Origin of the sequence: Mesorhizobium sp. L-8-3 (assembly GCF_016756615.1) — a bacterium.
Classification (GTDB): domain Bacteria; phylum Pseudomonadota; class Alphaproteobacteria; order Rhizobiales; family Rhizobiaceae.
The window spans coordinates 6,860,695-6,886,157 of the sequence record NZ_AP023262.1 but is presented as its reverse complement, the minus strand read 5'-3'; the positions used below and the strand labels follow the sequence as shown (position 1 = coordinate 6,886,157).

The window sequence follows — 25,463 nt, the reverse complement described above, 5'->3', positions numbered from 1 at the left end:
ATGTCTGCTCGGAAGGTAAGGCGGTTCTCCCTTGCTTTCAAGAGGCTAGGCTGTCCCAAAGGCGCTGGCGCCGTGGTCGGCTCGGGTGGCCAACTGACGGAACCCTTCGAACAGCTCGCGCCCGAAGCCGTGGCCATTGGCCGACAGGTCGGGCGTGGGCATCTTGCGTGCGGCGAATTCTTCCGGCGGCACCAGCGCTTCCAGCAGCCCGGTTTCGGCGTCGACCCTGACGATGTCGCCGTCGCGAACCTTGCCGATCGGGCCGCCGTCGAGCGCTTCGGGCGTGACGTGGATCGCGGCCGGCACCTTGCCGGATGCCCCCGACATGCGCCCGTCGGTGACCAGCGCCACCTTGCGGCCGCGGTCCTGCAGCACGCCGAGCACGGTGGTGAGCTTGTGCAATTCCGGCATGCCGTTGGCCTTGGGCCCCTGGAAGCGGATCACCGCGACGAAGTCGTGATCGAGCCGGCCGGCCTTGAAGGCGTCGTTCAAGGCCTGCTGGCTGTCGAAGACCAGCGCCGGCGCCTCGATGACGCGCCGCTCGGGCTTTACCGCTGATGTCTTGATGATCGCCTTGCCGAGATTGCCCGAGAGCACCTTCAGGCCGCCGGTCGGCTGGAACGCCTTGGCGGCCGGCGCCAGAACCTTCTCGTCGCCGCTGGTCGCGGGGGCCGGCGCTCGCACCACGCCGCCATCGTCGCCGAGCCGGGCTTCGACCGTATAGGGCCGCAGGCCCTCGCCCCAGACCGTGCGCACATCCTCATGCAGAAGGCCCGCATCGAGCAACTCGCGGATGAGGAAACCGAGCCCGCCGGCGGCGTGGAAATGGTTCACGTCGGCGAGGCCGTTGGGATAGACGCGCGCGAGCAGCGGTGCGGCCTCGGAGAGATCGGAGATGTCCTGCCAGGTGAGCGTTATGCCGGCGGCCGCGGCCATGGCGATGAGATGGATCGTGTGATTGGTCGAGCCGCCGGTCGCGTGTAGCCCGACCACGCCGTTGACGACCGCGCGCTCGTCGATCACGCGGCCGACCGGCGTATAGGCATTGCCGAGCGCGGTGATGGCGAGCGCCCGCTTCGCTGCTTCCCTGGTCAGCGCGTCGCGCAGCGGCGTGCCCGGATTGACGAAGGAGGAGCCCGGTATGTGAAGCCCCATGATCTCCATCAGCATCTGGTTCGAATTGGCGGTGCCGTAGAAGGTGCAGGTGCCGGGTCCGTGATAGGATTTCGATTCGGCTTCGAGCAGTTCGGCGCGTCCGACCTTGCCTTCGGCATAGAGCTGGCGGACCTTCGCCTTCTCGTCGTTGGGCAGGCCCGAGGTCATCGGTCCGGCCGGAATGAAGACGGCCGGCAGGTGGCCGAAGGTGAGCGCGGCGATGAGCAGGCCCGGCACGATCTTGTCGCAGACGCCGAGATAGACCGCCGCGTCGAACATGTTGTGCGACAGCCCGACCGCCGTCGCCATGGCGATCACGTCGCGCGAGAACAGCGAGAGCTCCATGCCGGGCTGCCCTTGGGTGACGCCGTCGCACATGGCCGGCACGCCGCCGGCCACCTGGGCGATGCCGCCGGCCTCGCGCGCTGCCTCCTTGATCAGCTGCGGGAACGTCTCGAAGGGCTGATGCGCCGACAGCATGTCGTTGTAGGAGGTGATGATGCCGAGATTCGGGACGCGGTCTTCGGCGAGCGCCGTCTTCTCCGATGGCGCGCAGACGGCAAAGCCGTGGGCGAGGTTGCCGCAGGAGAGCACGGCGCGGTTGGCGCTGCGCGACGCGGCTGCGTCGATCCGGTCGAGATAGGCTTCGCGTGCCGGCCGCGAGCGCTCCCTGATCCTTTCGGTGATGGCTTGGATATCGTTCCTGGCGGTCATGATAGTCGGTCCTTGCGGGGCGCGGTGCGGGCCACGGCCGCGGGAGGAGCGGCGCGCGGACCAAAGCGGCGGTTCAGGGCGCCCAGAACAGCTGAACCGGGTTGGCGGCGCCGTCGAGCGCGCTGCGGATCGGAAGCGTGCTTCCGTCGGCAAGCGCGCTCTCCAGCACCTTGCGTTTCTCGGCGCCCTCTATGTGGAGGGCCACCATCGGCGCCTCGACGAGGCGGGCGAGCGGCAAGGTCAGCCGCGGTTCGCCGTCGGATGCGTGGGTGGGCAGCACGACGCTCGTCGATGCCGGGTCGAGCAGCGCGGCGAGATTGGCGGCGCCGGGGAAGAACGATGCCGTATGGCCGTCGCCGCCCAGGCCGAGCACAGCAACGTCGAGCGGCCAGGGCAGGGCGCGCAACGCGGCATCGGCAGTCCCGGCCGCTGCATCGAGGTCGGGCGCGGCGCGGTAAAGATCCTCGAAACGGGCAGTGGCCGCCTTGTTCTGAAGGAGGTTCGCCTTGACCAGCCCCGCATTGGCGCGCGGCGAGGAGCGGTCGACGAAACGCTCGTCGACGAGCGTCACGATCACCTTTTGCCAGTCGAGCTCCTCATTCGACAGCGTGCGGAAGAACAGGGCCGGGGTGGTGCCGCCCGAAACCGCGATGAATCCGGTGCCGCGTCGAGCGACGGCATCGCGCAAGGCGTCGCCGACGCGCCCGGCCAGTGCCGCCGCCAGTTCCGCCGAGGAGCCGAAGGTGTTCCATGCAAGAGCCGGGGCGGAAGTGCCGTCCATGCTCAGTTGCTTTCGTGCCAGGTGCGGCCGTCACGCTCGATGAGCGCGATCGAGGCCGAGGGGCCCCATGTTCCCGCCGTATAGCCCTGCGCGTCCTGGCGGCCTTCGTCCCAGGCATGCTGGATCGGATCGATCCAGTTCCAGGCGGCTTCCACCTCGTCGCGGCGCATGAACAGCGTCTGGTTGCCGCGCACGACGTCCATGATCAGCCGTTCATAGGCGTCGGGATTGCGCACGTCGAAGGCCTGGGCGAAGCTCATATCGAGCGGCACGTGACGCAGACGCATGCCGCCCGGGCCCGGATCCTTGATCATCAGCCACTGCCTCACGCCTTCGTCCGGCTGCAGGCGGATGACGAGCTGGTTGGCCGCGATCGGCCCGGCGCTTTCGCCGAAAATCGAATGCGGGATCTGCTTGAACTCGATGACGATCTCCGAGACGCGCTGGGCGAGCCGCTTGCCGGTGCGCAGATAGAAAGGCACTCCGGCCCAGCGCCAGTTGGCGATCTCGGCCTTGATGGCGACGAAGGTCTCGGTGCGGCTTTCGCCGTTCTCGAGCTCCTCGACATAACCCTTGACCGGACCGTTGGCGGAAGCCCCGGCGCGGTACTGTCCGCGCACCGTGTTCTTCGGCGCCTCGTTGCCGTTGATGCGCTTCAGGGAACGCAGCACCTTCAGCTTCTCGTCGCGCACGGCGTCGGCGTCCATCGAGGCGGGCGGCTCCATGGCGACGAGGCACAGGAGCTGCAGCATGTGGTTCTGCACCATGTCGCGCAGCGCGCCCGCCTTGTCGTAGTAGCCGGCACGACCTTCGAGGCCAACGGTTTCGGCCACCGTGATCTGGACATGGTCGACATGGGCCGAGTTCCACAAGGGCTCGTAGAGCGCATTGGCAAAGCGCAGCGCCATCAGGTTCTGCACCGTCTCCTTGCCCAGATAGTGGTCGATGCGGAAGATCTGCTGCTCGCGGAAGTCGTTGCCGATCAGATCGTTGAGGGCGCGGGCGGAGGCGAGGTCGCGGCCGATCGGCTTTTCCACCACGATACGGCAGTCGGAGCAGATGAGCCCATGCTCCTTGAGCTTGTCGGCGATCGTGCCGAACAGTTCGGGGCCGACCGCCAGATAGAAGACGCGGATGCGGTCGGTCTTGCCGATCGCATCCTTCAGGGTGGGGAAGCCGTCTCCGGATTTTGCATCGACCGGGATGTAGGAAAGCCGCTGGATGAAGCGGTCGAGCTCTTCCTGCTCGATCTCCTCGGGCTTCACGTGCTCGCTGATCGCGGTGCGCGCATAGGCGCGATACTCCTCGTCCGTCATCCTGGAGCGGGATGCGCCGATGATTCGGGTCGGCTCGGAGAACTGGCCCGCGGCCTGGCGCCGATAGAGGGCCGGCAGCAGCTTGCGTTCGGCCAGATCGCCGGTCGCGCCGAACATGACGAAATCGAAGGGGTCCACGGGAATGATCTGACTTGTCATCACTTGATCCGTTCTGGCTCGGCCATCGCCGACGCCATATATTCTAATCGATTTAAAGAAGCTAGTGCCATGGTGTCATATCTTCGAGCTTGACACTGGACCTTCCCGGGCGATCTGTGGATGCCCTAGTTGGGTCAGTCCCTTCGCAGGTGCAGCATAGCCCGCAGCGCTGCAAAACCAAAGGAGAAGCGCCATGGGAGCACATCTTTCGACGACGGTCGCTCAGGACCGCGCCTTCATGCAGATCGTCGACGGCAAGCCTGTCGATTCGCTGTCGGGCGAGCGCATCGACGTCGTATCGCCCTCCGACGGCAAGGTGTTCGCCTCCATCCCGGCGTCCGGCGCGGCCGATGTCGACCGCGCGGTCAAGGCGGCACGCCGTGCTTTCGACGACGGCCCGTGGAGCCGCATGCCGGCCGTCGAGCGTGGCCGCTGCCTGACGCGATTGTTCCAGCTGATCGAGAAGCATGGGGCAGAACTGGGGGCGCTGGAATCGCGCGACACCGGCAAGCCGGTCCGCCAGGGCAAGGCCGACGTGGTCGCCACCATGCGCTACTACGAATTCTACGGCGGGGCCGGCGACAAGATCCATGGCGACACGATCCCCTTCCTTGAAGGCTACACGGCGCTGACCCTGCGCGAGCCGCATGGCGTCGTGGCCGGCATCATCCCCTGGAACTATCCCCTGCAGATTCTGGCGCGTGTCGCCGGAGCCGCCCTCGCCATGGGCAACACGCTTGTCGCCAAGCCGGCCGAGGATGCCTCCCTGAGCGCCATACGCATCGCCGAGCTTGCGCTGGAAGCGGGCATTCCCGAAGGCGTCTTCAACGTCGTCACCGGCTACGGCCGCGCGGCCGGCGCAGCGCTTTCGGGCCATCCCCTTGTCGACTATGTCACCTTCACCGGTTCGCCGCTGACCGGCACCGCGATCCAGCAGGCGGCGGCAGTCAACAATCGCGGCGTGACCATGGAGCTTGGCGGCAAGTCGCCGCAGATCGTCTTCGCCGATGCCGATATCGACGCGGCCCTGCCGGTGCTGGTCAACGCCATCATCCAGAACGGCGGCCAGACCTGCTCGGCCGGAAGCCGGGTGCTCGTCGAGCGGCCCGTCTATGACAAGGTTGCGGCAGGCTTGGCCGAACGCTTTTCGAAGCTGGTAGCGGGACCGCACGAGGCGGATCTCGACCTCGGCGCTCTGATCAACAGCAAACAGCGCGAACGTGTGGCCGGCATGGTTGCGGTGGCCGAGGAGGCGGGCATCCCGGTCCTGGCGAAGGGAAGCGTCGCGGCCGATGCGCCCGAAAGCGGCTACTATCAGGCGCCTGTCCTGTTCGGATCGGTCGATCCGGAAGCCGTGATCGCGCAGGACGAGGTGTTCGGCCCGGTGCTGACGCTGTTTCCCTTCGACGGAGAGCAGGAAGCGGTGGCCCTGGCCAACGGCACGGAATTCGGTCTCGTCGCCGGCGTCTGGACGAAGGACGGCGCACGCCAGCACCGTGTCGCCAAGCGCGTGCGCGCCGGCCAGGTCTTCGTCAACGGCTACGGCGCCGGCGGCGGCATCGAGCTTCCCTTCGGCGGCTTCAAGAAGTCGGGTCACGGCCGGGAGAAGGGCTTCGAGGCGCTCTACGACATGTCGGCGACCAAGACGATCGTCTTCAATCACGGATAAGACCAACGGTCGACAGGATCGGCTTTTTGCAGCCGCGGGTCCCCGCCGACGCCGCAGGAAAGGAAAAGGAATCGTAATGGCACGTTTGAACGACAAGGTGGCTATCGTCACCGGGGCGGCTTCCGGATTCGGAGAGGGCATGGCGAAACGCTTTGCCGAGGAGGGCGCCAGGGTGGTCGTCGCCGACCTCAACGCCAAGGGGGCGGAGAGGGTCGCTGCCGAGATCGGCGCCGCGGCGATCGCGGTCACGACAGACGTGTCGCAGCGCTCCGAGGTCGATGCCATGGTCTATGCCGCCAGTAGCGCCTTCGGCCGCGTCGACGTGATGGTCAACAATGCCGGCTACACGCACCGCAACGGCGACATGCTCGGCGTCGACGAGGCGACCTTCGACCTTATCGCCGCCGTCAACATGAAGGCGATCTATTACTCCACCCAGGCCGTGGTGCCGATCATGGAGCGCCAGGGAGGCGGGGTGATCATCACCACCGCGTCGACCGCCGGCCTGCGGCCGCGGCCGGGGCTGACCTGGTACAACGCCTCCAAGGGCTGGGCGATCACCGCATCCAAGTCGATGGCGGTCGAACTCGCGCCGAAGAACATCCGCGTCAACTGCCTGTGTCCGGTGGCCGGCGAGACGGGAATGCTTGCCCAGTTCATGGGCGAGGACACGCCCGAGAAGCGCGCGCAGTTCCGTGCGTCGATCCCGCTCGGGCGCCTGTCCACGCCGCTCGACATCGCCAACGCCGCACTCTGGCTCGCCTCCGACGAGGCGGCCTTCATCACCGGCGTGGCGCTGGAGGTCGACGGCGGCCGCTGCATTTGAGGCCATCTCTGACCCTTCGGAAATCGGCGCTCGCCGGACCGCGCGCCGATTCAGCTTGACCGGCCGCCGGCCCGCCCTATTGCATGGCTCGAGAACAAGAAAATCACGGAAACGCCATGCACAGGGTCGCCATCACTGGAACCGGCGTCTTCACGCCGCAGGACGTCATCACCAATGCCGAGCTGGTGGCGTCCTACAATGAATATGCGCATCGCCAGAACACGCTCCATGCCGAAGCCATCGCGGCCGGCGAGCGAGAGCCGATGCCGATGTCGTCGGAAGAGTTCATCGTCAAGGCATCGGGCATCGAGCGCCGCCATGTGATGAGCAAATTCGGCATCCTCGATCCCGGCGTCATGCATCCGCTGCTGCCGGAACGGGCCGACGAGGAGCTGTCGATCATGGCCGAGATCTCGGTCAAGGCGGCGGATGAGGCGATGCGCAAGGCGGGATTGACGGCGGCGGATATAGGCGCCGTCATCTGCGCGGCCTCCAACCACGAGCGCGCCTATCCGGCGATCGCCATCGAGGTGCAGCAGGCGCTCGGCATCAAGGGCTTCGCCTTCGACATGAATGTCGCCTGCTCGTCGGCGACCTTCGGTATGCAACTCGCCGCCGACATGATCCGCTGCGGCTCGGCCCGCGCCATCCTGATGGTCAATCCCGAGATCACCTCCGGTCACCAGGAATGGCGCGATCGCGACTGCCACTTCATCTTCGGGGACGTCTGCACCGCCGTCGTCATGCAGCGCGCCGAGGAGACGGCGTCCGATGTCGCCTACGAAATCCTCTCGACCCGCTGCCTGACCGAGTTCTCCAACAATATCCGCAACAACAACGGCTTCCTCAGGCGCACCCGCGAAGGCCACATGGTCGACCGCCGCGACATGCAATTCCGCCAGGAAGGCCGCAAGGTCTTCAAGCAGGTGGTGCCGATGGTCGCCGAGCTGATGCTCGGCCACCTGGCCGATGCCGGCATCTCACCCGCCGATCTCAAGCGGCTGTGGCTGCATCAGGCCAACAAGGCCATGAACGACCTGATCGGCGAAAAGGTGCTCGGCCGCCAGCCCAGCCGGGAGGAGCAGCCCAATGTGCTCCAGGACTATGCGAACACCTCGTCGGCCGGCTCAATCATCGCCTTCTCGAAATTCTCGGACGATCTTCCCGCCGGCAGCCTCGGCGTCATCTGCTCATTCGGCGCGGGCTATTCGGCCGGCAGCGTGATCGTCAGGAGGACTTAGGATTGGGAGGCAGCGAACGGGCGAAGATGGCGGCAGGCGAGTGGTATTGCTGCATCGACCCCGAACTCGAGCGAATGCGCGAACGCGCCTATGAGGCCGTGCACGAACACAACAGCCTGCCGCCTGGCCGGCGCGGCAATGTCGGCCCGGCGCTTGCCGGCCTGTTCGCCGCGATGGGGAAGGATGTGCGCATCGAGGCGCCGTTCCATTGCGCCTATGGCGTCAATATCGAACTTGGCGACAAGGTCTATATGAATGCCGGCTGTACCATCCTCGATACGGGGCGGGTGCGGATCGGGGCTTCGACCATGTTCGGCCCGGCCGTGCAGATCTATTGCGCCGAGCACCACAAGGACGCGGGCCTGCGCGCGGCCGGCCTGGAAATCGCCCGACCAGTGACGATCGGTGAGAATGTCTGGATCGGCGGCGGCGCGATTGTGCTGCCCGGCATCACGATCGGCGACGGCGCCATCATCGGCGCCGGATCGGTAGTGACGAAAGACGTGCCCGCCGGTGTAACGGTCGTCGGCAATCCGGCGCGGCCGCTGCCATATACCGGCGGTCGGTGAAGCGACCGTCGGAGCGCGCGACTGCGTGGCCCACGCCTCTCTGGCGGTGAGCCTGCGGTAAGGCTTTACAAGGGCGGAACGCTGCCGCTCGTCTTATCGATCGGAACGAGCAACTCACGCCCGAAGCAGGCAGTCTACACCGTGGGGATATCCTGACGAATCCGGCACCGTCTCCCGAGACCGTGTTCACCATCTCGCTTTCAGTGGTGCTGACGCCAGTCGCCGGGCGGCCTGCCGGCCCATCGGGTAAAGGCACGCGTGAAGGAACTCTGGTCCGGGTAGCCGATAGCAAAGGCAATGTCGGCAATTGGCGCGTCTCCGGCAGCGAGGAGATAGCGCGCGCGGGCGAATTTCACGTCGTCGACAAGCTTCTGGCACGTTGTGCCTTCGGCCTTCAAATGCCTGAAAAGCTGCCGGCGGGAAAGGCCGAGTTGAGAGGCCAGACACTCTCCGGTCAGCGGCTCGAACCCCAGGTTTATAGCCACCTGGCGCCGCACCATCTCGGAGAACGGGGCGGTCGCGATCTCGAGTTTTCTCAACCGAAGGCGGTTTTCCTCGCGAGCAACCTTGTGGCTCAACCATGTCGAGGAGAAAAGCACTCCGTCCTCAGTGGCGGAGAAGCGGACCGGGGCGCCGAAGAAATCCTGGAATATCCGAGGTTCCGACGGCGCGCGCCGGGTGAGGTGAACCGCCTCGGGTTTCCACTGGCGTCCGCATAGCCATTGCAGGAAGCGAAAGATGATGCCGGTCGCGCCTTCCAGGATGAATCCGGCCCCGGGGAAGTCCGCATATCTCATGTCGAACTTGAGCATCGCGATGGCCCCTGCGTTTGAAAGCGCAGGATAGCCTGCCAGTGTGTTGTACCGCAGGAGGCGGACAAGATTCCGAAGGGCCGTATTGACGTCGGGTCCCTCCGCCGCAAGCAGACCCACCAGCCCGAGCCCCAGGGGCTGAAAGCCGCTCACGACCAGCAATGCGATATCCGGCCGGGCGGTGACTTGCGCGGCGCAGTCAAACAGTCTTCCGAGATCCTGCGCCGTGATCCGGTTTTCGGGATCGCGATAGAGTTCCGGGTCGACGCCGGCGTCGGCGAAGACGGCGTCGGGCGAGCGACCGAGTGAGCGGATGACCTCGGGCAACGCGAAAGACGAGCCTACCCGGAAAGTCGTCGTGCGATCGAGCGCCACTCCATACATCGGGGCCCGCCCCGTTGAAGACGCTGGACCGTCCTCTACTTTGGCACGCATTGTCAAGACTGGCACGCGAGTCTCGGGCATTCTCTGCCGGGTCCAAGTGACCGGCAATTCGTGACAGCCGTAACCAAGCCGGTCCCCAGGGAGGCCGTCATGAAGGTCCAGAACATTGCCATCGCGGGTATCGCGGCGTTCATCCTCCTTGTTTCGGCCGGGCCGTCGGTCGCCCAGGACGCGATCAGCGCGCCCGCCACGAAGACCATCGGCGTCGCCAAGACCGAGATGGTGCCGTCGCTGATCGTGCTCAATTCGCGGGGTGCCACTCTTGACGGCAGCACGCTGACGCTGACCGGCGTTGCGCCCAACGCGATTATCTTCGCGGACCGGCCGGTCAGGGCCGCGGGACATGCGCTCACCACGCATCTCCTCGATGAGTGGGACGACGGTAACGACAGCTTTGGCAGGGACCCGCCCAACGCCACCGTATCGGTCCTCAACAGCGATGCGACGGGGGTCACCGACGCCGTCGTCGTCCTCACGGAGCCGAAGCTCGACGGCGACACGGTGACGTTCAATGTCGAAGTGCTGGACGGAAGCTTCTCCGGCGACGGCCCTGCGGCCATCTTCATCGACATCATCGGCCGGCCGTTGACGCCGCTTTCCTATGCCGGCGTTGCCCGGCGGACCGCCTATCGGGGTGCCTGGTATGGGGCCAGGGCCGCAGCGGCCGGCGCGGCTACTACCCCTATCCACCCTGCTACTGACTTGTTTCTGTTTGAGGAGGTACTTCAATGTGGCACTCCAGCTTGAAAATGCCGGCATTGGCTTCGGTGTTCGCCGTTGCCACTGCGATCGGCCTCAACGGCGCGGCAGCGCAGGAGACGACGTTTCCGCCCGGCGCGCCTGGCGCGACCACGACCATTGACGGACGGTACCTGCCGAATCCGCCGCCGCCGTTCATGGGGGACATTCAGACCAATGCCAACCAGTCAAAGCCGTATTGGCCGGGGCTGGTGGTGCCGCCCAAAGGGGCACCCAACATCCTCCTGATCATGACGGACGATGTCGGTTTCTCGGCGCCGTCGACCTTCGGCGGCGTGATCCCGACGCCGGCGCTTGACCGCATCGCCGCAGAAGGCCTCCGCTACACGCGGATGCACACCACGGCGCTGTGCTCGCCGACGCGGGCGGCGCTGCTCACCGGCCGCAATCATCACTCGGTTGCCACCGGCGTCGTCGTCGACCAGGCGACCGGCTATCCCGGCTATAACAGCGTCATACCGCGCGATGCCGTCGCCATCGGCGAGATCCTGAAGCTGAACGGCTACGACACGTCGTGGTACGGCAAGGATCACAACACGCCGCAATGGGAGGGTAGCCAAGCCGGCCCCTTCCACAACTGGCCGACAGGAGCCGTCAAGGGATTTGATTACTTCTACGGCTTCCTAGGCGACGATGCGAGCCAATGGCAGCCGAACAACCTCTTCCGCAACACCACGCCGATCCAACCCTATCTCGGCAATGCCGGCTGGAACCTGACGACCGCCATGGCCGACGAGGCGATCACGCGCATCAAGATGCTGAACGACGTCCAGCCTGACCGGCCTTTCATGATCTACTACGCACCGGGTGGCACCCACGCGCCGCACCACCCGACCAAGGAATGGGTGGACAAGATCGGCGCAATGCACCTGTTCGACGACGGCTGGAACAAGCTTCGCGACACGATTTTCGCCAACCAGAAGAAGCTTGGCGTGATTCCCGAGAACGCCGAACTCACCGCCTGGCCGGATACTATCCCGGAATGGGGTTCCCTGTCGGCTGAGGAAAAGAGACTCTTCATTCGGCAGGCCGACGTCTACGCGGCGTATCTGGCCTACACCGACCACGAAATCGGCCGTGTGATCCAGGCGGTCGACGACATCGGCAAGCTCGACAACACTCTGATCATCTACATCAGCGGCGACAACGGTGCGAGCCCGGAGGGCACGCTCAACGGCCTCTTCAATGAATACGCAGTGGCGAACGCCGTGAACCCGACCGTCGAGCAGAACATGCAGTTCTATGACGAGTGGGGCACGGACCAGACCTATCCGCATTTCGCAGTCGGCTGGGCATGGGCCTGGGCCACGCCCTATCAGTGGACCAAGGAGGTTGCCTCGCACTTCGGCGGCACGCGGAACGGCATGGCTATCTCATGGCCGGCGCGCATCAAGGACGCCGGCGGCATCCGCCATCAGTTCCATCATGTGATCGATGTCGTGCCGACCATCCTGGAAGCGGCGGGCCTGCCCGAGCCGGTTTCGATCAACGGCGTCGCACAACGGCCGATCGAAGGCGTGAGCATGGCTTACACCTTCGACGACGCCAACGCGGCGGATCGCCGGATGACGCAGTACTTCGAGATGTTCGGCTCCCGCGCCATCTATAACGATGGCTGGATCGCCTCGGCACCGCCGGTGGGGGCGCCCTGGATACTGACGCTCGAGCAGCCGCCGGCGGATGTCATGAACGGCTTCAAGTGGGAGCTCTACGATACCAACAAGGACTGGACGCAGGCCCACGACGTAGCCGCCGCGGAGCCCGACAAGCTGCGCGACATGCAACAACTCTTCACCATGGAGGCTACGAAGTACGGGGTCTTCCCGCTCGACGACACCCGCCTTCAAAGGTTCATCTCAAAGAAGCCGAGCTACTCGCCCGGCCGGACCGAGTTCACCTACTCCGGCACGATCATGAACGTGCCGTTCCCTGACACCGGGACTGCGCCGAGCCTGCTCAACCGGTCCTACACCATCACCGCCGAGATCGAGGTTCCCGAGGGCGGCGCCGAGGGCATGCTTATGACCGATGGCGGGCGCTTCGCCGGTTACGGCTTCTATCTGCTCAAGGGCGTGCCGGTGTTCACCTGGGACCTCGTCGACCTGGAACGCGTCAAGTGGCAGGGCAAGGAAGCGCTCGCGCCAGGCAAGCACACCGTGGAGTTCGACTGGAAATATGACGGCCCGGGCCTGGGCAAGGGCGGCACCGGCACTCTGAAGGTGAACGGTACGGTGGTCGACAGTCATCCCATGCCGAAAAGCCTGCCGATCACCCTTGCGTGGGACGAGACGTTCAACGTCGGCATCGACACCGGCACCTCGGTTGACGACGCGGACTACCAGGTGCCGTTCCCCTTCACCGGCACGATCGACAAGCTGACGGTGAAGCTCGGGCCATCGGAGGAGTAAGCACTGCGGAGGGTGGATGATCTACCAGGCGCACCACGCCGAGCAATAGGCGCCGTGAACCGCTTCAGCAAAGTCGGGGCGGTTCACCCTATCTTCGCTACCCAGAATTGACGTCCTCCGGATTACCTTTTGCAGGAGACTTGACGATGATGCGTTCGGGCCTGGGCAATCTTGCGCTGCTTGCACTCATGATGGTGCCGAACTGGGCGACAGCTCAGGAGATTCTACCCCGGCCGGCACAGACCTTCGAGGGCCATATCGGCCTCACGGCGAAGGATTCCGCGCCGGATTTTCCAAAGGGAGTGGAAGCGCCCGACGGTGCGCCGAACATCCTGCTCATCATGACCGACGACGTCGGCTTTGCCGCGTCCACGACCTTTGGCGGACCGGTTCCCACGCCGACCATGGACCGGCTGGCGCAGGCTGGGCTGCGCTACACGCAGTTCCACACCACGGCGCTGTGCTCACCGACGCGCGCGGCTCTTCTCACCGGGCGCAACCACCACGCGGTCGCGTCTGGTGTCGTCATGGAACTGGGCACCGGCTATCCCGGCTACAACACGCTGATGCCGAAAAGCGCCGGTACCTTCGCCGAAGTGCTCCGGCAGAACGGTTACAACACCGCCTGGTACGGCAAGAACCACAATGTTCCCGACTGGCAGTCGAGCCAGGCCGGACCTTTCGACCTCTGGCCTACCGGGCTCGGCTTCGAGTACTTCTACGGCTTCATCGGCGCCGATGTGAACCAGTGGGCGCCGGCGCTCTTCGAGGGTACCGAGCCGATTGAGCCGCCGCACGGCGATCCGGACTACATCTTCGACGAGGACATGGCCGACAAGGCCATTGCGCGCATCCGCCTGTTGAACGCGATGGCGCCCGACAAGCCCTGGCTGGCTTACTACGCGCCCGGCACAGCCCACGCGCCGCACCACGCGCCCAGGGAATGGATCGCCAGGTTCGAGGGCCAATTCGACCAGGGCTGGGACAAGATGCGGGAGGAGACGTTCGCGCGGCAGAAGAGGATGGGAATCATTCCTGCCGACACGGAATTGACGCCGCGTCCCACAGAAATCCAGGCGTGGGACTCTCTCGATGCGGATCGCAAGAAGGTCTCCGCCCGCATGATGGAGGTCTTCGCGGGGGCGCTGTCCCACGCCGACCACCAGATCGGCCGCATCATCGATGCGATCGAGGAGATGGGCGAACTGGACAACACGCTCGTTATTTACATTCAGGGCGACAACGGCGCCAGCGCCGAGGGCACGCCGCAGGGCCTGCTGAACGAAATGACCATCGCCAACAACATTCCGGAGGACTTCAGCGAGATCCTGCGGCGCATGGACGAGCTCGGTGGTCCCTTGACCTACAACCATTTCCCCGTCGGCTGGGCACACGCCACGAACACGCCATTCCAATGGACAAAGCAGATCGCCTCTCACTTCGGCGGCACGCGCAATGGCCTCGTTATCTCGTGGCCGGCGCGGATCAAGGACCAGGGCGGTATCCGCACACAGTTTCACCACGTCATCGACATCGCTCCGACCGTCCTTGAGGCGGTGGGTGTGGAGACGCCCGCGGAACTCAACGGCGTGGCGCAGACGCCGATCGAGGGTGTGAGCATGGCATACACGTTCGACGACGCCAACGCGCCATCGCGGCACCGCACCCAGTATTTCGAGGAATTGGGGAACCGCGCCATCTATAACGACGGCTGGGTCGCCGCCACCACGCCCCCAGTCGCGCCCTGGATTGTTGTAGGCGGCAAGCCGGACGTGCTTGACTACGAGTGGGAACTCTACAACGTCGCCGAAGACTTCAGCCAGGCTGTGAATCTCGCAGAGAAGGAGCCAGCGAAGCTGCGCGCGATGCAGGACCTGTTCTGGATCGAGGCCGCCAAGTACAACGTGCTCCCCCTCGACAACAGTTCGGTCGAACGCTTCGACGTGAGCATCCGCCCCAGCCTCACGCGCGGCCGCAGCGTGTTCACCTACTTCCCCGGCCAGGTGCGTATCCCTGAAGGCACGGCGCCGGACCTGAAGAACAAGTCGTTCAAGATCGGCGCCGACGTGGAGATTCCTGCAGGCGGTGCGAATGGCTTGATCGCAACGCAAGGCGGACGTTTCAATGGATGGGGCCTCTACCTGCTCGATGGCAGGCCGGTGTTCCACTATAACCTCGTGGGTGTCCGACGATTCACCTTCGCCGGCACAGAGAAGCTGCTTCCCGGCAAACACTTTATCCTGGTGGACTTCAAGTACGACGGCGGCGCCCTTGGCACAGGCGGTGCGGTCACGCTGAACGTAGACGACAATAAGGTCGCTGAAGGCCGCGTGGATTCCACGTATCCCTTCCGCGTCTCGCTGGACGAGACGTTCGATGTCGGCGAGGACACCGGCACGCCCGTCAGCGAGGACTACAAGGTGCCCTTCAGCTTCACCGGCACACTGAACCGTGTCCTCATCCGGCTCTCCGACACCGAGCTCACCGTCGAAGATGAGGAGCAGATCGGGCGGGCCGGACTGGCAATCGACGTTTGGAAGTAGGTCCATCCACAGTCAGCTCATATGCTGGAGAAAGGGAGACGCGCAATGATCGGCAGCCGCACCGTCGTCCCGGTTATGGGCCGCGAGGACGACGCGGGGCGTTTGCGAGTTGACGATACGTCGCGACTATCTCGCCGTTCATTGACGTCAATGAACGGCCCGCTCCGGGACCGCAGCAATGTCGAGTCCGATATATGAGGCGGCAGCGTTGTAGTGATACGCCGCCCACAAGCAGAGCGGCACGACCGCAAGCAAGGCCAGCCGGAGCGACCCCGACCCGGCGATCGGTGCCAGCGCGTCGCTGAGGGCGCCGATCGCGATAGGTCCCAGGCCAAGGCCCACGGTGTTGCCGAGGAACAGGAGCGCCGCCGCTGTGGTCGCCCGCGTCTCCTGAGCAGCCAGCGACTGCACCATCGCAAAGGTCGGGCCGAGATAGAAGCCGAGAAGCGCGCAGGGCAGCGCCAGCAGTGCAAGAGTCGCCACTGTTCCGGTCGCAAGAAAACCCGCCGCGAATACCGGCGCCATCAAGAGGAGAACGACCCCTACCACTCTCAATCGCCAGGCAGGATCGCGCCTGCCAAGCCGGTCCGCGAAAACTCCGCCGAGGAAGGTTCCAGCCCCTCCCGCTACGCCGACCAGGAGGGCAAGAATGCTCCCCGTGAACCCAATGCCGAGCCCGTCCCTCATCAGCATTGACGGCAACCAACCCACGACCGCGTATGCCACTGCCGTGAAGATGGTTGCGCCAGCGAACAGGTGGCGCGCCGAACGCCGCACCAATAGATGAGATAAGGCGGTCCGGAATTGCGGGGGCGGTGCCGTCGGTCGATTGCGTCCGGGGTCTCGCAAGAACATGAAACACGGCAAAGCAAATGCGAGCCCGCTTAGCCCAGCGACCAGGAACGCCGTGCGCCATCCCCAGAGCTGCCCGGCCCATCCGCCGACGACAAATGCGAGCAGCAAGCCGACGTGAGGGCCGAGGGAGAATGCCGCCATGGCAGTACTGCGTCTGTGCACCGGGTAGAGATCGGCGATGACCGAGTGTGACGGCGGGCTGGTACCGGCCTCGCCAGCAGCCACGCCAATCCTGGCCACGATCAGTTGCCAGTAGCTCGTCGCAAGCCCACAGACCGCGCTCATGACGCTGAAGACCACCAGAGACCAGTTGATGACACGGGCCCGGTCGGCCCGGTCGGCGTATCGCGCGATCGGGATTCCGGCGGTCGCGAAGACGGCTGCAAATGCAAAGCCATAGAGAAGTCCGACTTCGGTGTCTGACAGGCTCAGGTCCTGCTTGATGGCCTCGGCCAGGATCGCGAGGATCTGACGATCCATGAAATTGATCGAGAAGACCCCGACCAGGATGAAAAGTGTCGCGCCACGCATCTTCCATCGCCTCGGTCGGGAAGGGTCATGGCCGTAAATTGACCCCGAAACAAATGGGCTTACGCTTAGGGCCGAACAATTATGTAAAGCGATCCTGCTCCCGCGTCGTCAAGAGCCGGGGGGGGGCGATCACCATCACAACATAATCTGGCGCTCGATATAATTCGGATTGTGTCGAGCTCAGCATCGGCCGAAAATCGAGTGTGGATTTCGGCCGATACGGTAGCGCGACATGCAAGCGGGCTGGATGAGCCGCGCCGGCGACTGAGGCTTGTGTCAGCATCCATACCGAGCTTGGATGTGTCGATACCCAGGACGCGATTGCGGCCGATCAGATCCTGTCGCGCAGCGCGAACCAGTTGAGGGCGAGGAACAGCAGCGGCGAGCGGAAGCGGCGCCCACCGGGAAAAGCGGGTATCTTCAGTTCCTCGAACAGCTTCAGCCGGTCGCGATTGCCCGACACGGTCTCGGCATAGAGCTTGCCCATGAAGTTCGACAGCATGACGCCGTGGCCGGAATAGCCGCCGGCCGAGATCACGTTCGGCATGACCTCGCGCACGAACGGCTTGCGCGGCACGGTGATGCCGACGAAGCCGCCCCAGCCATGGGTGATCTCGACGTCCTTGAGCGCCGGATAGATCTCGGCGATCTGCTTGCGGATATGGATGTGGATGTCCTTGGGGTCGTTGACGGTGTAGATCTCGCGTCCGCCGAACAATAGCCGCCCATCCCTGGACTTGCGGAAATAGCGCACCACGAAGCGGGAATCGTCGACGGCCTCGCCGCCGGGCAGCACCGGGCTGTCGGATGCGAGCGGCACAGTCGCGCCGATGAAGGAGCCGATCGGCATCACATGCGTCGCGCTCACCGGCTCGAGCAGCCCGCCATAGGCATTGACCGCGATCAGCCCTTTGGCGGCGGTGATCGTCCCCGTCTGCGTGGTCACGATCACCTTGCCGCCATTGGCGGTTATCCCGGTCGCTTTCGTCTGCTCGAACAGCGCGGCACCGGCTTCGGCCGCGACCCGGGCCGTGCCGATGACGAGCTTCATCGGATGGATATGGCCGGTGCCCGTATCGCGGGTGCCGCCGAAATAGTGCGCCGAGCCCAGCCGCCGGGCGGTTTCGTCGGCATCCATGTAGCTGATATGCGGATAGGAGAAACGCGTCGCCATGATCTCGGCGTGCCGGCGATAGTCGTCGAGATAGCGCTTCTTATGCGCCAGAGACATCTGGCCGGGCATGTAGTCGATATCGATGCCGTTGGCCGCCGAGAATTCGAGCAGATGCGCCTTGGCCTCTTCCGCGATGTCGAACAGTGCCTTGGCGCGGGTGAAGCCGTATTCGGTCTCGAGCTCCTCGGCCCAGGCGCGCTGGCCGGTGCCGAGCTGCCCGCCGTTGCGGCCGGAGGCGCCGTCGCCGAAACGATGCGCCTCGATCAGCACCACGTTGGTGCCGGCCTTGGCGAGATGCGCTGCGGCCGAAAGACCGGTGAAGCCTCCGCCGACGATCACGACATCGGCGGTACGGTCACCGTCGAGCCGGGGATGTTGCGGGCGCGGGCCGGCGGTGTCCTCGTACCAGGAGTAGCCGGGTGAGATGGGGGATTGGTAGGGTAATGTCATTCGAGCGAATAGTTAGTAGCGAATAGCGAATAGGGGAGGAGCGGGGCGAGAGAAGCAGCGAACCCTATTCGCTACTGGCTACTCGCTATTCGCTCGTCACACGTTCAACAACAGATATTCACGCTCCCACGGGCTGATCACTTCCATGAAGGTCTCGAATTCCGCGCGCTTGATCGCCGCGTAGGTCGACGCGAAGGGCTCGCCGAGGATCGCGCGCAGGTCCTGGTCGCTCTCGAACAGATCGACGGCCTCGAGCAGTCCGCGCGGCAGGTCGATCTCGTCTTCGTTGACCGTGGTGCCGACGGGGGCGTCGGGCTTCAGCTTGTTGCGCATGCCGATGAGGCCGCAGGCGAGCGAAGCGGCGAGCGCCAGGTAGGGGTTGGCATCGGAGGAGGGGATGCGGTTCTCGACGCGCCGGGCCGATGGATCGGAGCGCGGCACACGGAAGGCGGTCGTGCGGTTGTCGTAGCCCCATTTGGTGTTGACCGGCGCCGAGGCGGCCTGCGTCAGCCGACGGTAGGAGTTCACATAAGGCGCGAACATCACGAGCGCGTTCGGCACATGTTTCTGCATGCCGCCGATGAAGTGGAAGAAGGCCTCGCTCTCTTTGCCGTCCTCTTCCTTGAAGATGTTCCTGCCGGTCTTGCGGTCGAGCACCGACTGATGGATGTGCATGGCCGAGCCCGGCTGGCCCTGGATGGGCTTCGCCATGAAGGTCGCGTAGGTGTCGTGCTTCAGCGCCGCCTCGCGGATCGTGCGCTTGAACATGAAGACCTGGTCCGCGAGCTCGATCGGATCGCCGTGGCGCAGATTGATCTCGAGCTGGCCGGCGCCTTCCTCATGGATAAGCGTGTCGATCTCCAGCCCCTGGCTTTCCGAGAAATGGTAGATGTCGTCGATGAGTTCGTCGAACTCGTTGACGCCCGCGATCGAATAGCCGGCGCCGCCGCCGATGGCACGTCCGGAACGGCCGACCGGCGGCACCAGCGGATAATCCGGATCCGGGTTCTTGCGCACGAGATAAAACTCGATTTCGGGTGCAACCACCGGTCGCAGCCCGTCGTCGGCATAGGCCGCGACGATGCGCTTCAGCACGTTGCGGGGCGTGAACTCGACGGAGCGCCCGTCCTGGTGGACGAGGTCGCAGATCACCTGCGCCGTCGGGTCTTCCTCCCAGGGCACGACCGAGAGCGTGGAGAGATCGGGCACGAGCTTCAGGTCGCCGTCGTCCTCGGGATAGGAGAAGCCGTTGCCGTCTTCGGGATAGTCGCCCGAGATGGTCATCATGAACGGCGCCGAGGGCAATGCCAGGGAGGTGTTGGAAGTGAACTTCTTCGACGGCATCATCTTGCCGCGGGCGACACCGGCCTGGTCAGGCGTGATGCATTCGATGTCTTCGATGCCGCGCCATTCGAGCCAGACTGCGGCCTCCTTCCAATTCTTCACTCCGCGCAGGTTCTTCACAAATTGAGGCGTGCGCGCGCGCCCCACACGGTTTGACGGTCGGGCTTCCTTTTTTGCAGGCGGCATCAATCACCAGAAAGGTTTCGGATGCGCAAGTATAGCCGTGGCCTCGAACGAAATGGAAGGGGTACTCAAAAATGTCGCACGGCCGCGCCGGCGTTACTCTGCGCGACTGCAGGCCGGAGGCAAGAAATGTCGGCACTGTAAGCGCTGAGCGCTTCCGGCATGTACGGGCCTCCGGACCAGTGCCTATCCCCGAGCTCGCCGCAGCAGCCGGTCGACCACCGGCTGCAGAGACTCAGGCGTGAAGGGCTTGGCGACGATGGCGTCCACCGAGCGGCCGTGCGGCAACTGCTCGGAACTGACGCCGCGCGTCGACAACAGGATGACGCAGGGCACGCTTCCGGCGAATGCGCGCCGTCGCTCCGCAATGTGAGCGAGCGCCGCGTCACAGTCGCAGTTATCGGCGCCACCATCGAGGATGACGACACCCGGTTTCAATTTGGTCAGGGCTTGCGGAGCCGAATCCGGAATCTCGGAAACGGCCTTGAGGCCTGAGCGCTCGACGATCTTGGACACGACGACGCAATTGATCTGCGATCTGCCGACGACAAGCACCAGCGAGAAATTCACGCTGTCGTCGGGAGCCGGACCAGCGTTCGTGTCCTCGCCGGCATCCGGCCCGGGACGTGAATGCAGCATGACAATGCAACCGATCGTTGGGTGTTCAATGTACGGTTGAGGATCGACCACACCTAGACGCCATCTGCGCCGCCAAGTCAAGAAGAAAGTATTAAGTCGTAGAACAATGCCACTGTACCTGCGCCTCTCAGACATATGCAGGCGTTCTTCGTGCAACTTTCGTAGCATTCCGAGGCGCCCTTCCCCCGGAGACGAGCCTTGCGGGCGAACGGCAGGCGACATTGCCGTCCGGTGCGGCCAAAAGAAGACGACCCGGTCACCGAGATGGAGCCGGGTCGTCGATTTTCCGGCACCCGCTCTTTCCGGTGCCCGCAGACGGCTATGGAGGTGGCGCTCAGCCGTGGCTCTGCTGCGTCACGATGACGGGGATCAGCAGGTCGCCCCAGTTTCCGTTGCCTCCGTGATGGCGGGCGGAGCGGACGAGTTCGACCGAAACGCCGGCATCCACCGCCTTCATCACCGCCTGGTTCAGCCGGTGCAGGTCGTTGGCGACGATGCGGATGGCCGCCTGCTGGTCGGCGCTCATCGTGGTGGCCTGTTCTTCGGCCCGTTCCTTGACGCGGGTTCTGGTTGCCATTGCTGTTCTCCTCGGATGCTTGTCGTGCCCTTCCGGGCGTCTCTCGTTCAGTGCCGGCGGAGGCGGGGCGCCGGCGAGCGCCGCCCCGCTGTCGATTGCGATCTTATTCCGCCGCCGGCTTGAACTGGTCGTGCTCGGTCGATTCATGCATGGCGGTCGTCGACGACTGGCCGCCGGTGATGGCCATCGACACGGCGTCGAAGTAACCGGTGCCGACCTCGCGCTGATGCTTGGTCGCGGTATAGCCGTTCGCCTCGGCGGCGAATTCGGCCTCCTGCAGCTCCGAATAGGCCGCCATCTGACGCGACTTGTAGCCGCGGGCGAGCTCGAACATGCCGTAGTTCAGCTGGTGGAAGCCGGCGAGCGTGATGAACTGGAACTTGTAGCCCATCGCGCCCAGCTCGCGCTGGAACTTGGCGATCGTCGCGTCGTCCAGGTTTTTCTTCCAGTTGAACGAAGGCGAGCAGTTGTAGGCCAGGAGCTGGTCGGGGTGATGCTTGCGCACGCCCTCGGCGAAACGCTTCGCCTGCTCGAGATCCGGCTTGGAGGTCTCGCACCAGATCAGGTCCGCATGCGGCGCATAGGCGACGGCGCGGGCGATGCAGGGCTCGAGCCCGTTCTTGACCTGGTAGAAGCCCTCGACGGTACGGCCGGCCTTGTAGTCGACGAAAGGCTGGTCGCGCTCGTCGATATCTGATGTAAGCAGCTTCGCCGCTTCCGCGTCGGTGCGGGCGATGACCAGTGTCGGCACGCCCATCACGTCGGCAGCCAGACGCGCCGCATTCAGGTTGCGGATATGCGCCGCGGTCGGGATCAGCACCTTGCCGCCGAGATGGCCGCATTTCTTCTCCGAAGCGAGCTGGTCCTCGTAATGGACGCCGGCCGCGCCAGCCTCGATGAAGGCCTTCATGATCTCGAAAGCGTTGAGCGGACCGCCGAAGCCGGCCTCGGCGTCTGCGACGATCGGAGCGAACCAGGTGTCGACCGACAGGCCCTTGCCTTCCTGCGTCTCGATCTGGTCGGCGCGCTGCAGCGTCCGGTTGATGCGCTTGGCCAGTTCCGGCGCGGCATTGGCCGGATAAAGCGACTGGTCGGGATACATGGCCGAAGCCGTGTTGGCGTCGGCGGCCACCTGCCAGCCCGACAGATAGATCGCCTTCAGCCCGGCGCGGACCATCTGCATCGCCTGGTTGCCGGACAGCGCGCCCAGCGCGTTGACGAAATCCTCTTCATGGATGAGCTTCCACAGCCGGTTCGCACCCATCTCGGCGAGGCTGTACTTGATCTGGACCGACCCGCGCAGCCGCTTCACGTCCTCAGGCGAATAGGGGCGCTCGATGCCGTCGAACCGGCCTTCGGGCGCGGAGGGGACGAGATTGTAAAAATCGGTCATGGGTTCTCTCCAGTCCATATTCTGTCAAAGGAGTGCGGCCGTGACTGCCGTCCTATGGCCGCTTGTCCTGTGACTTCATTTACATTGCGGTGCAAAAGAAGCGAGGAATTTCGCGGATTCCGGCCGAAAATTCGGGTAATCCTGTATTGCCTTTGACGAGCTCGATCTGTAAATTTGTAAATCATGTAAAAGTCAGCGGGCCGGCAGCGCGAGGCCGGGCCTGTAAGGTCCTTGTAAAGCCGATGGCCGACCAGAAAATCTTCGCGGGTCCCCGCATCCGTCGCATTCGCAACGCCAAGGGCCTCACCCAGACGGCCATGGCGGAGGGTTTGGGCATCTCGCCCTCCTATCTCAACCTCATCGAGCGCAACCAGCGGCCGCTGACGGTGCAGCTCATCCTGAAGCTCGCCTCGGTCTACAAGGTCGAGCCGGAGGAATTGCAGGGCGAGGCGCGCGGCTCGATCGCCGCTTTGAAGGAGGTTTTCTCCGATCCGTTGCTTTCCGGAGAGCTGCCGGGCGACCAGGAACTGGTCGAGATCGCCGAGGCCGCGCCCAATGCGGCCGCTGGCGTGATCAAGCTGTTCCGCGCCTATCGCGAGCAGGCCGAACGCCTGACGGACCTATCCGAGCTGCTGGCGCGGGAGGGCAGGGCGACCGCGCTGTCGGCGGCGCGGCTGCCGATCGACGAGGTGCATGAGGTCTTCGAGCGGCGCCCGAACCATTTCGCCAATATCGAGGAGGAGGCCGAGGCTTTCACCGCGCTGCTCGACCCCGGCGACGACCTCTATGGTGCGCTGAAAACCTGGCTGAAACGCGAATATGGTATCGTCGTGCGGGTGCTGCCCGTCGCCACCATGCCCAACTGGCGCCGCCGCTACGACAGGCACTCGCAGCGCCTCTTCCTGTCGGAGCGCCTGTCGCCTTTCGACCAGTTGCGCGAGGTGGCGATGGAGGCGAGCCTCATCCGCATGACGGTCGCCGTGGCCGGCGAGCTCGAGGCGCTGAAACTGTCGTCGGACGAGGCGCGCCGGCTCGCCCGCTTCGAACTCGGGCGTTATGCCGCGCATGCGCTGATGATGCCTTATGCAGCCTTCCAGGCAGCGGCCGTTCGCGCGCGCTACGACATCGACGTCTTGCGCTCGCGCTTCGGCGTCTCCTTCGAGCAGGCGGCGAACCGGCTCACCATGCTGCAGCGCCCGGGGGCGGCAGGCGTGCCGTTCTTCATGCTCGAGGTCGACAATGCCGGCCATCGATTCCGCAAGGCCGGCGCGCAGGGATTCCCCCAGAGCCGCTTCGGGGGCGGGTGCCCGAAACTGTCGGTCCATGCCGCGTTCGCTCAGCCGGGGCAGATCTTCGTCGAGGCGGTCGAGATGCCTGACGGGGCGGAGTTCCTGACGGTCGCCCGCACGCTCGAAGGGCCGCAGGGCGCCTTCAACGAACGGCCGCGCCGCACCGCCCTTCTCATCGGCTGCGACATCGGTTTCCGGGACGAGATCGTCTATGGCGCAGCCCTTCCCGGTCTCGCCGGCGGCCGGGCGGGCCAGGTGCCCTCGACGCCCGTGGGGCCGGCCTGCCGGCTGTGCGAACGGTCGGGCTGCCTCGCCCGCGCCGAGCCGCCGGTGACGCGCCCGCTGGGGCTGGATGAGATGGTGACGGGACTGAGCGCCTTCGATTTTCAGTAGCCTGGTCGAACCGACGGCACGTTCGATCCGTCCGGAGGCCGACGCCGTGTCGGCTGCAAGACCGTTGGCTGCGACTGTCGGCGGCCATGGAAGTGACGGGTGCCAGCGATCCCGACGATCGTGGTTGCATAAGTAATATGTCACAATCAGGGATTGCGGATTGTCCGGCCGTGACGTATATTTCTTGATCGAATTCGGGAGGCTGTCTTGAAAATAGCAGGAATTCTGTTCTGCGTCGCAATATTTCTGTGGAACGGATCGGCCAAGGCAGAAAAGTCTGCAGAGTTTTTTGCGACATACGGCGAATATAACGCACAGGGGCGACGGCTGCTCGACAATATCGAGCCGAAGACGGGGCTTGTCGAGCTGCCTGACGGTGTCCGCCTCGATCTGAGAGGCAAGTTCTATTATCTCGACCGTGAGGACGCGGTCTACGTATTGACCGAAATGTGGGGAAATCCGCCGACCGCAGCCGTCGGAACGCTCGGTATGGTCTTCCCGATCCAGCACGACCCGCTCGGCGAAAGGAGCTGGGGTATCAAGCTCGAAATGGACAAGATCGGTTATGTGGACGACACCGATGCCGCCTCGATCGACTATGACGAACTGCTGAGAGATATGAAGGCGGAAATGGCCGCCGCCAACGAAGCGCGGGTCAAGGATGGTTTCCCGCCGATCACCTTGCTTGGTTGGGCATCGCCGCCGGTTTACGACTCGGCCAACAAGCGGCTGCATTGGGCACGCGAATTGCAGTTCGGTGACGATGTCGAGAAGACGCTCAATTACGATGTGCGTTTTCTCGGGCGCGAAGGCGTATTCATCATGGGCTACATCGCCGGGATGGGACAATTGCCCGAGATCAAGCAGAGCCTCGACGAGGTTTTGGCGCTGCCCAGTTTCGCGGAAGGGAAACGCTATTCAGACTATGTGCCCGGCGCCGACACTGTAGCGGCAGTCGGGGTGGGTGGGCTGATTGCCGGCAAAGCCGCGATCAAGACCGGCCTCGTCGCTGTCGCTCTTGTATTCCTCAAGAAGTTCGGGGTGTTTCTGCTCGTACCCCTGCTTTGGATCTGGCGCGTCATCCGGGGCAAGTCCGCGTCCTCGTAGATGCCGGCAAGGAAGACGTCGGCGACCGGCTTGGGACAACGGGCCGTAACGTCCTGCCAGGCCGTTGCCACAACACGCGGCAAACGCTGGACCTCGCCAGATCGCACCGATTTGAGTAGGGCATGGCGTCGC

19 protein-coding genes are annotated in these 25,463 nt (G+C 64.6%); 9 read left to right on the top strand and 10 right to left on the bottom strand.

Translation table 11 applies throughout. The annotated features are described in order from the left end of the window. Window positions 1-45: 45 nt before the first annotated feature. From edd to zwf, 3 genes are all read right to left on the bottom strand, one after another. Window positions 46-1,869 carry a phosphogluconate dehydratase gene (edd, locus tag JN302_RS31960; protein WP_202330339.1) on the bottom strand — a complete coding sequence of 608 codons (1,824 nt, stop codon included), beginning with the start codon at window positions 1,867-1,869 and terminating at the stop codon, window positions 46-48. Between the two features lie 73 nt (window positions 1,870-1,942). Then, window positions 1,943-2,650 carry a 6-phosphogluconolactonase gene (pgl, locus tag JN302_RS31955; RefSeq protein WP_244846066.1) on the bottom strand — a complete coding sequence of 236 codons (708 nt, stop codon included), beginning with the start codon at window positions 2,648-2,650 and terminating at the stop codon, window positions 1,943-1,945. A 2-nt stretch (window positions 2,651-2,652) separates the two neighbouring features. Beyond that, window positions 2,653-4,125, bottom strand: a complete 1,473-nt coding sequence (gene zwf / locus JN302_RS31950) for a glucose-6-phosphate dehydrogenase (protein WP_202308442.1) — start codon at window positions 4,123-4,125, stop codon at window positions 2,653-2,655. Window positions 4,126-4,318: 193 nt separating this feature from the next. On the opposite strand from zwf, the gene JN302_RS31945 reads away from it, so the two are divergent. The 4 genes from JN302_RS31945 to JN302_RS31930 all read left to right on the top strand — a co-directional run bounded on the left by JN302_RS31945 (window position 4,319) and on the right by JN302_RS31930 (window position 8,430). Beyond that, entirely contained in the window at window positions 4,319-5,794 is a 1,476-nt protein-coding gene (locus tag JN302_RS31945; RefSeq protein WP_202308440.1) for an aldehyde dehydrogenase family protein, read from the top strand. A gap of 76 nt (window positions 5,795-5,870) precedes the next feature. Beyond that, window positions 5,871-6,620, top strand: a complete 750-nt coding sequence (locus JN302_RS31940) for an SDR family oxidoreductase (protein ID WP_202330338.1) — start codon at window positions 5,871-5,873, stop codon at window positions 6,618-6,620. 116 nt (window positions 6,621-6,736) lie between these two features. Next, a complete protein-coding gene (locus JN302_RS31935) occupies window positions 6,737-7,861 on the top strand; it encodes a beta-ketoacyl-ACP synthase III (RefSeq protein ID WP_202330337.1) in 1,125 nt (374 codons plus the stop codon). A 2-nt stretch (window positions 7,862-7,863) separates the two neighbouring features. Then, window positions 7,864-8,430, top strand: coding sequence for a sugar O-acetyltransferase (locus JN302_RS31930; RefSeq protein ID WP_244846065.1), 567 nt, complete (start codon window positions 7,864-7,866; stop codon window positions 8,428-8,430). Between the two features lie 200 nt (window positions 8,431-8,630). Here the strand turns inward: JN302_RS31930 and JN302_RS31925 are convergent, their stop codons facing one another. Further along, the gene (locus JN302_RS31925; RefSeq protein WP_202330336.1) at window positions 8,631-9,626 is read right to left on the bottom strand and encodes an AraC family transcriptional regulator; all 996 of its coding nucleotides are present in this window, start codon (window positions 9,624-9,626) and stop codon (window positions 8,631-8,633) included. A 150-nt stretch (window positions 9,627-9,776) separates the two neighbouring features. On the opposite strand from JN302_RS31925, the gene JN302_RS31920 reads away from it, so the two are divergent. From JN302_RS31920 to JN302_RS31910, 3 genes are all read left to right on the top strand, one after another. Beyond that, on the top strand, window positions 9,777-10,433 hold the full coding sequence (locus tag JN302_RS31920; RefSeq protein ID WP_202330335.1) for a hypothetical protein: 657 nt from the start codon (window positions 9,777-9,779) through the stop codon (window positions 10,431-10,433). A 2-nt stretch (window positions 10,434-10,435) separates the two neighbouring features. Continuing rightward, entirely contained in the window at window positions 10,436-12,853 is a 2,418-nt protein-coding gene (locus JN302_RS31915; RefSeq protein WP_202334519.1) for an arylsulfatase, read from the top strand. A gap of 146 nt (window positions 12,854-12,999) precedes the next feature. Continuing rightward, window positions 13,000-15,396, top strand: coding sequence for an arylsulfatase (locus tag JN302_RS31910; protein WP_202330334.1), 2,397 nt, complete (start codon window positions 13,000-13,002; stop codon window positions 15,394-15,396). Between the two features lie 147 nt (window positions 15,397-15,543). On the opposite strand, the gene JN302_RS31905 is transcribed toward JN302_RS31910, so the two are convergent. The 6 genes from JN302_RS31905 to aceA form a co-directional block, all read right to left on the bottom strand. Further along, complete coding sequence (locus JN302_RS31905) at window positions 15,544-16,782, bottom strand: spinster family MFS transporter (RefSeq protein WP_202330333.1); 1,239 nt, start codon at window positions 16,780-16,782, stop codon at window positions 15,544-15,546. A gap of 331 nt (window positions 16,783-17,113) precedes the next feature. Continuing rightward, window positions 17,114-18,406: an NAD(P)/FAD-dependent oxidoreductase gene (locus tag JN302_RS31900; protein WP_202330332.1), complete on the bottom strand. Its 1,293-nt coding sequence runs from the start codon at window positions 18,404-18,406 to the stop codon at window positions 17,114-17,116. 96 nt (window positions 18,407-18,502) lie between these two features. Further along, on the bottom strand, window positions 18,503-19,936 hold the full coding sequence (locus JN302_RS31895; protein WP_202308430.1) for a glutamine synthetase family protein: 1,434 nt from the start codon (window positions 19,934-19,936) through the stop codon (window positions 18,503-18,505). Between the two features lie 183 nt (window positions 19,937-20,119). Next, window positions 20,120-20,623 (bottom strand): response regulator, encoded by a 504-nt coding sequence (locus tag JN302_RS31890; protein ID WP_244846064.1) that lies wholly within the window; start codon window positions 20,621-20,623, stop codon window positions 20,120-20,122. Window positions 20,624-20,906: 283 nt separating this feature from the next. Further along, entirely contained in the window at window positions 20,907-21,149 is a 243-nt protein-coding gene (locus tag JN302_RS31885) for an SMc00767 family acetate metabolism repressor (protein WP_202308428.1), read from the bottom strand. A gap of 103 nt (window positions 21,150-21,252) precedes the next feature. Next, window positions 21,253-22,542 (bottom strand): isocitrate lyase, encoded by a 1,290-nt coding sequence (gene aceA / locus JN302_RS31880; protein WP_202308426.1) that lies wholly within the window; start codon window positions 22,540-22,542, stop codon window positions 21,253-21,255. 242 nt (window positions 22,543-22,784) lie between these two features. Between aceA and JN302_RS31875 the strand changes: the two genes are divergently transcribed. Beyond that, on the top strand, window positions 22,785-24,224 hold the full coding sequence (locus JN302_RS31875; protein WP_202330331.1) for a helix-turn-helix domain-containing protein: 1,440 nt from the start codon (window positions 22,785-22,787) through the stop codon (window positions 24,222-24,224). Between the two features lie 207 nt (window positions 24,225-24,431). Then, the gene (locus JN302_RS31870; protein ID WP_202330330.1) at window positions 24,432-25,331 is read left to right on the top strand and encodes a DUF2167 domain-containing protein; all 900 of its coding nucleotides are present in this window, start codon (window positions 24,432-24,434) and stop codon (window positions 25,329-25,331) included. The last annotated feature ends 132 nt before the right edge of the window (window positions 25,332-25,463 follow it).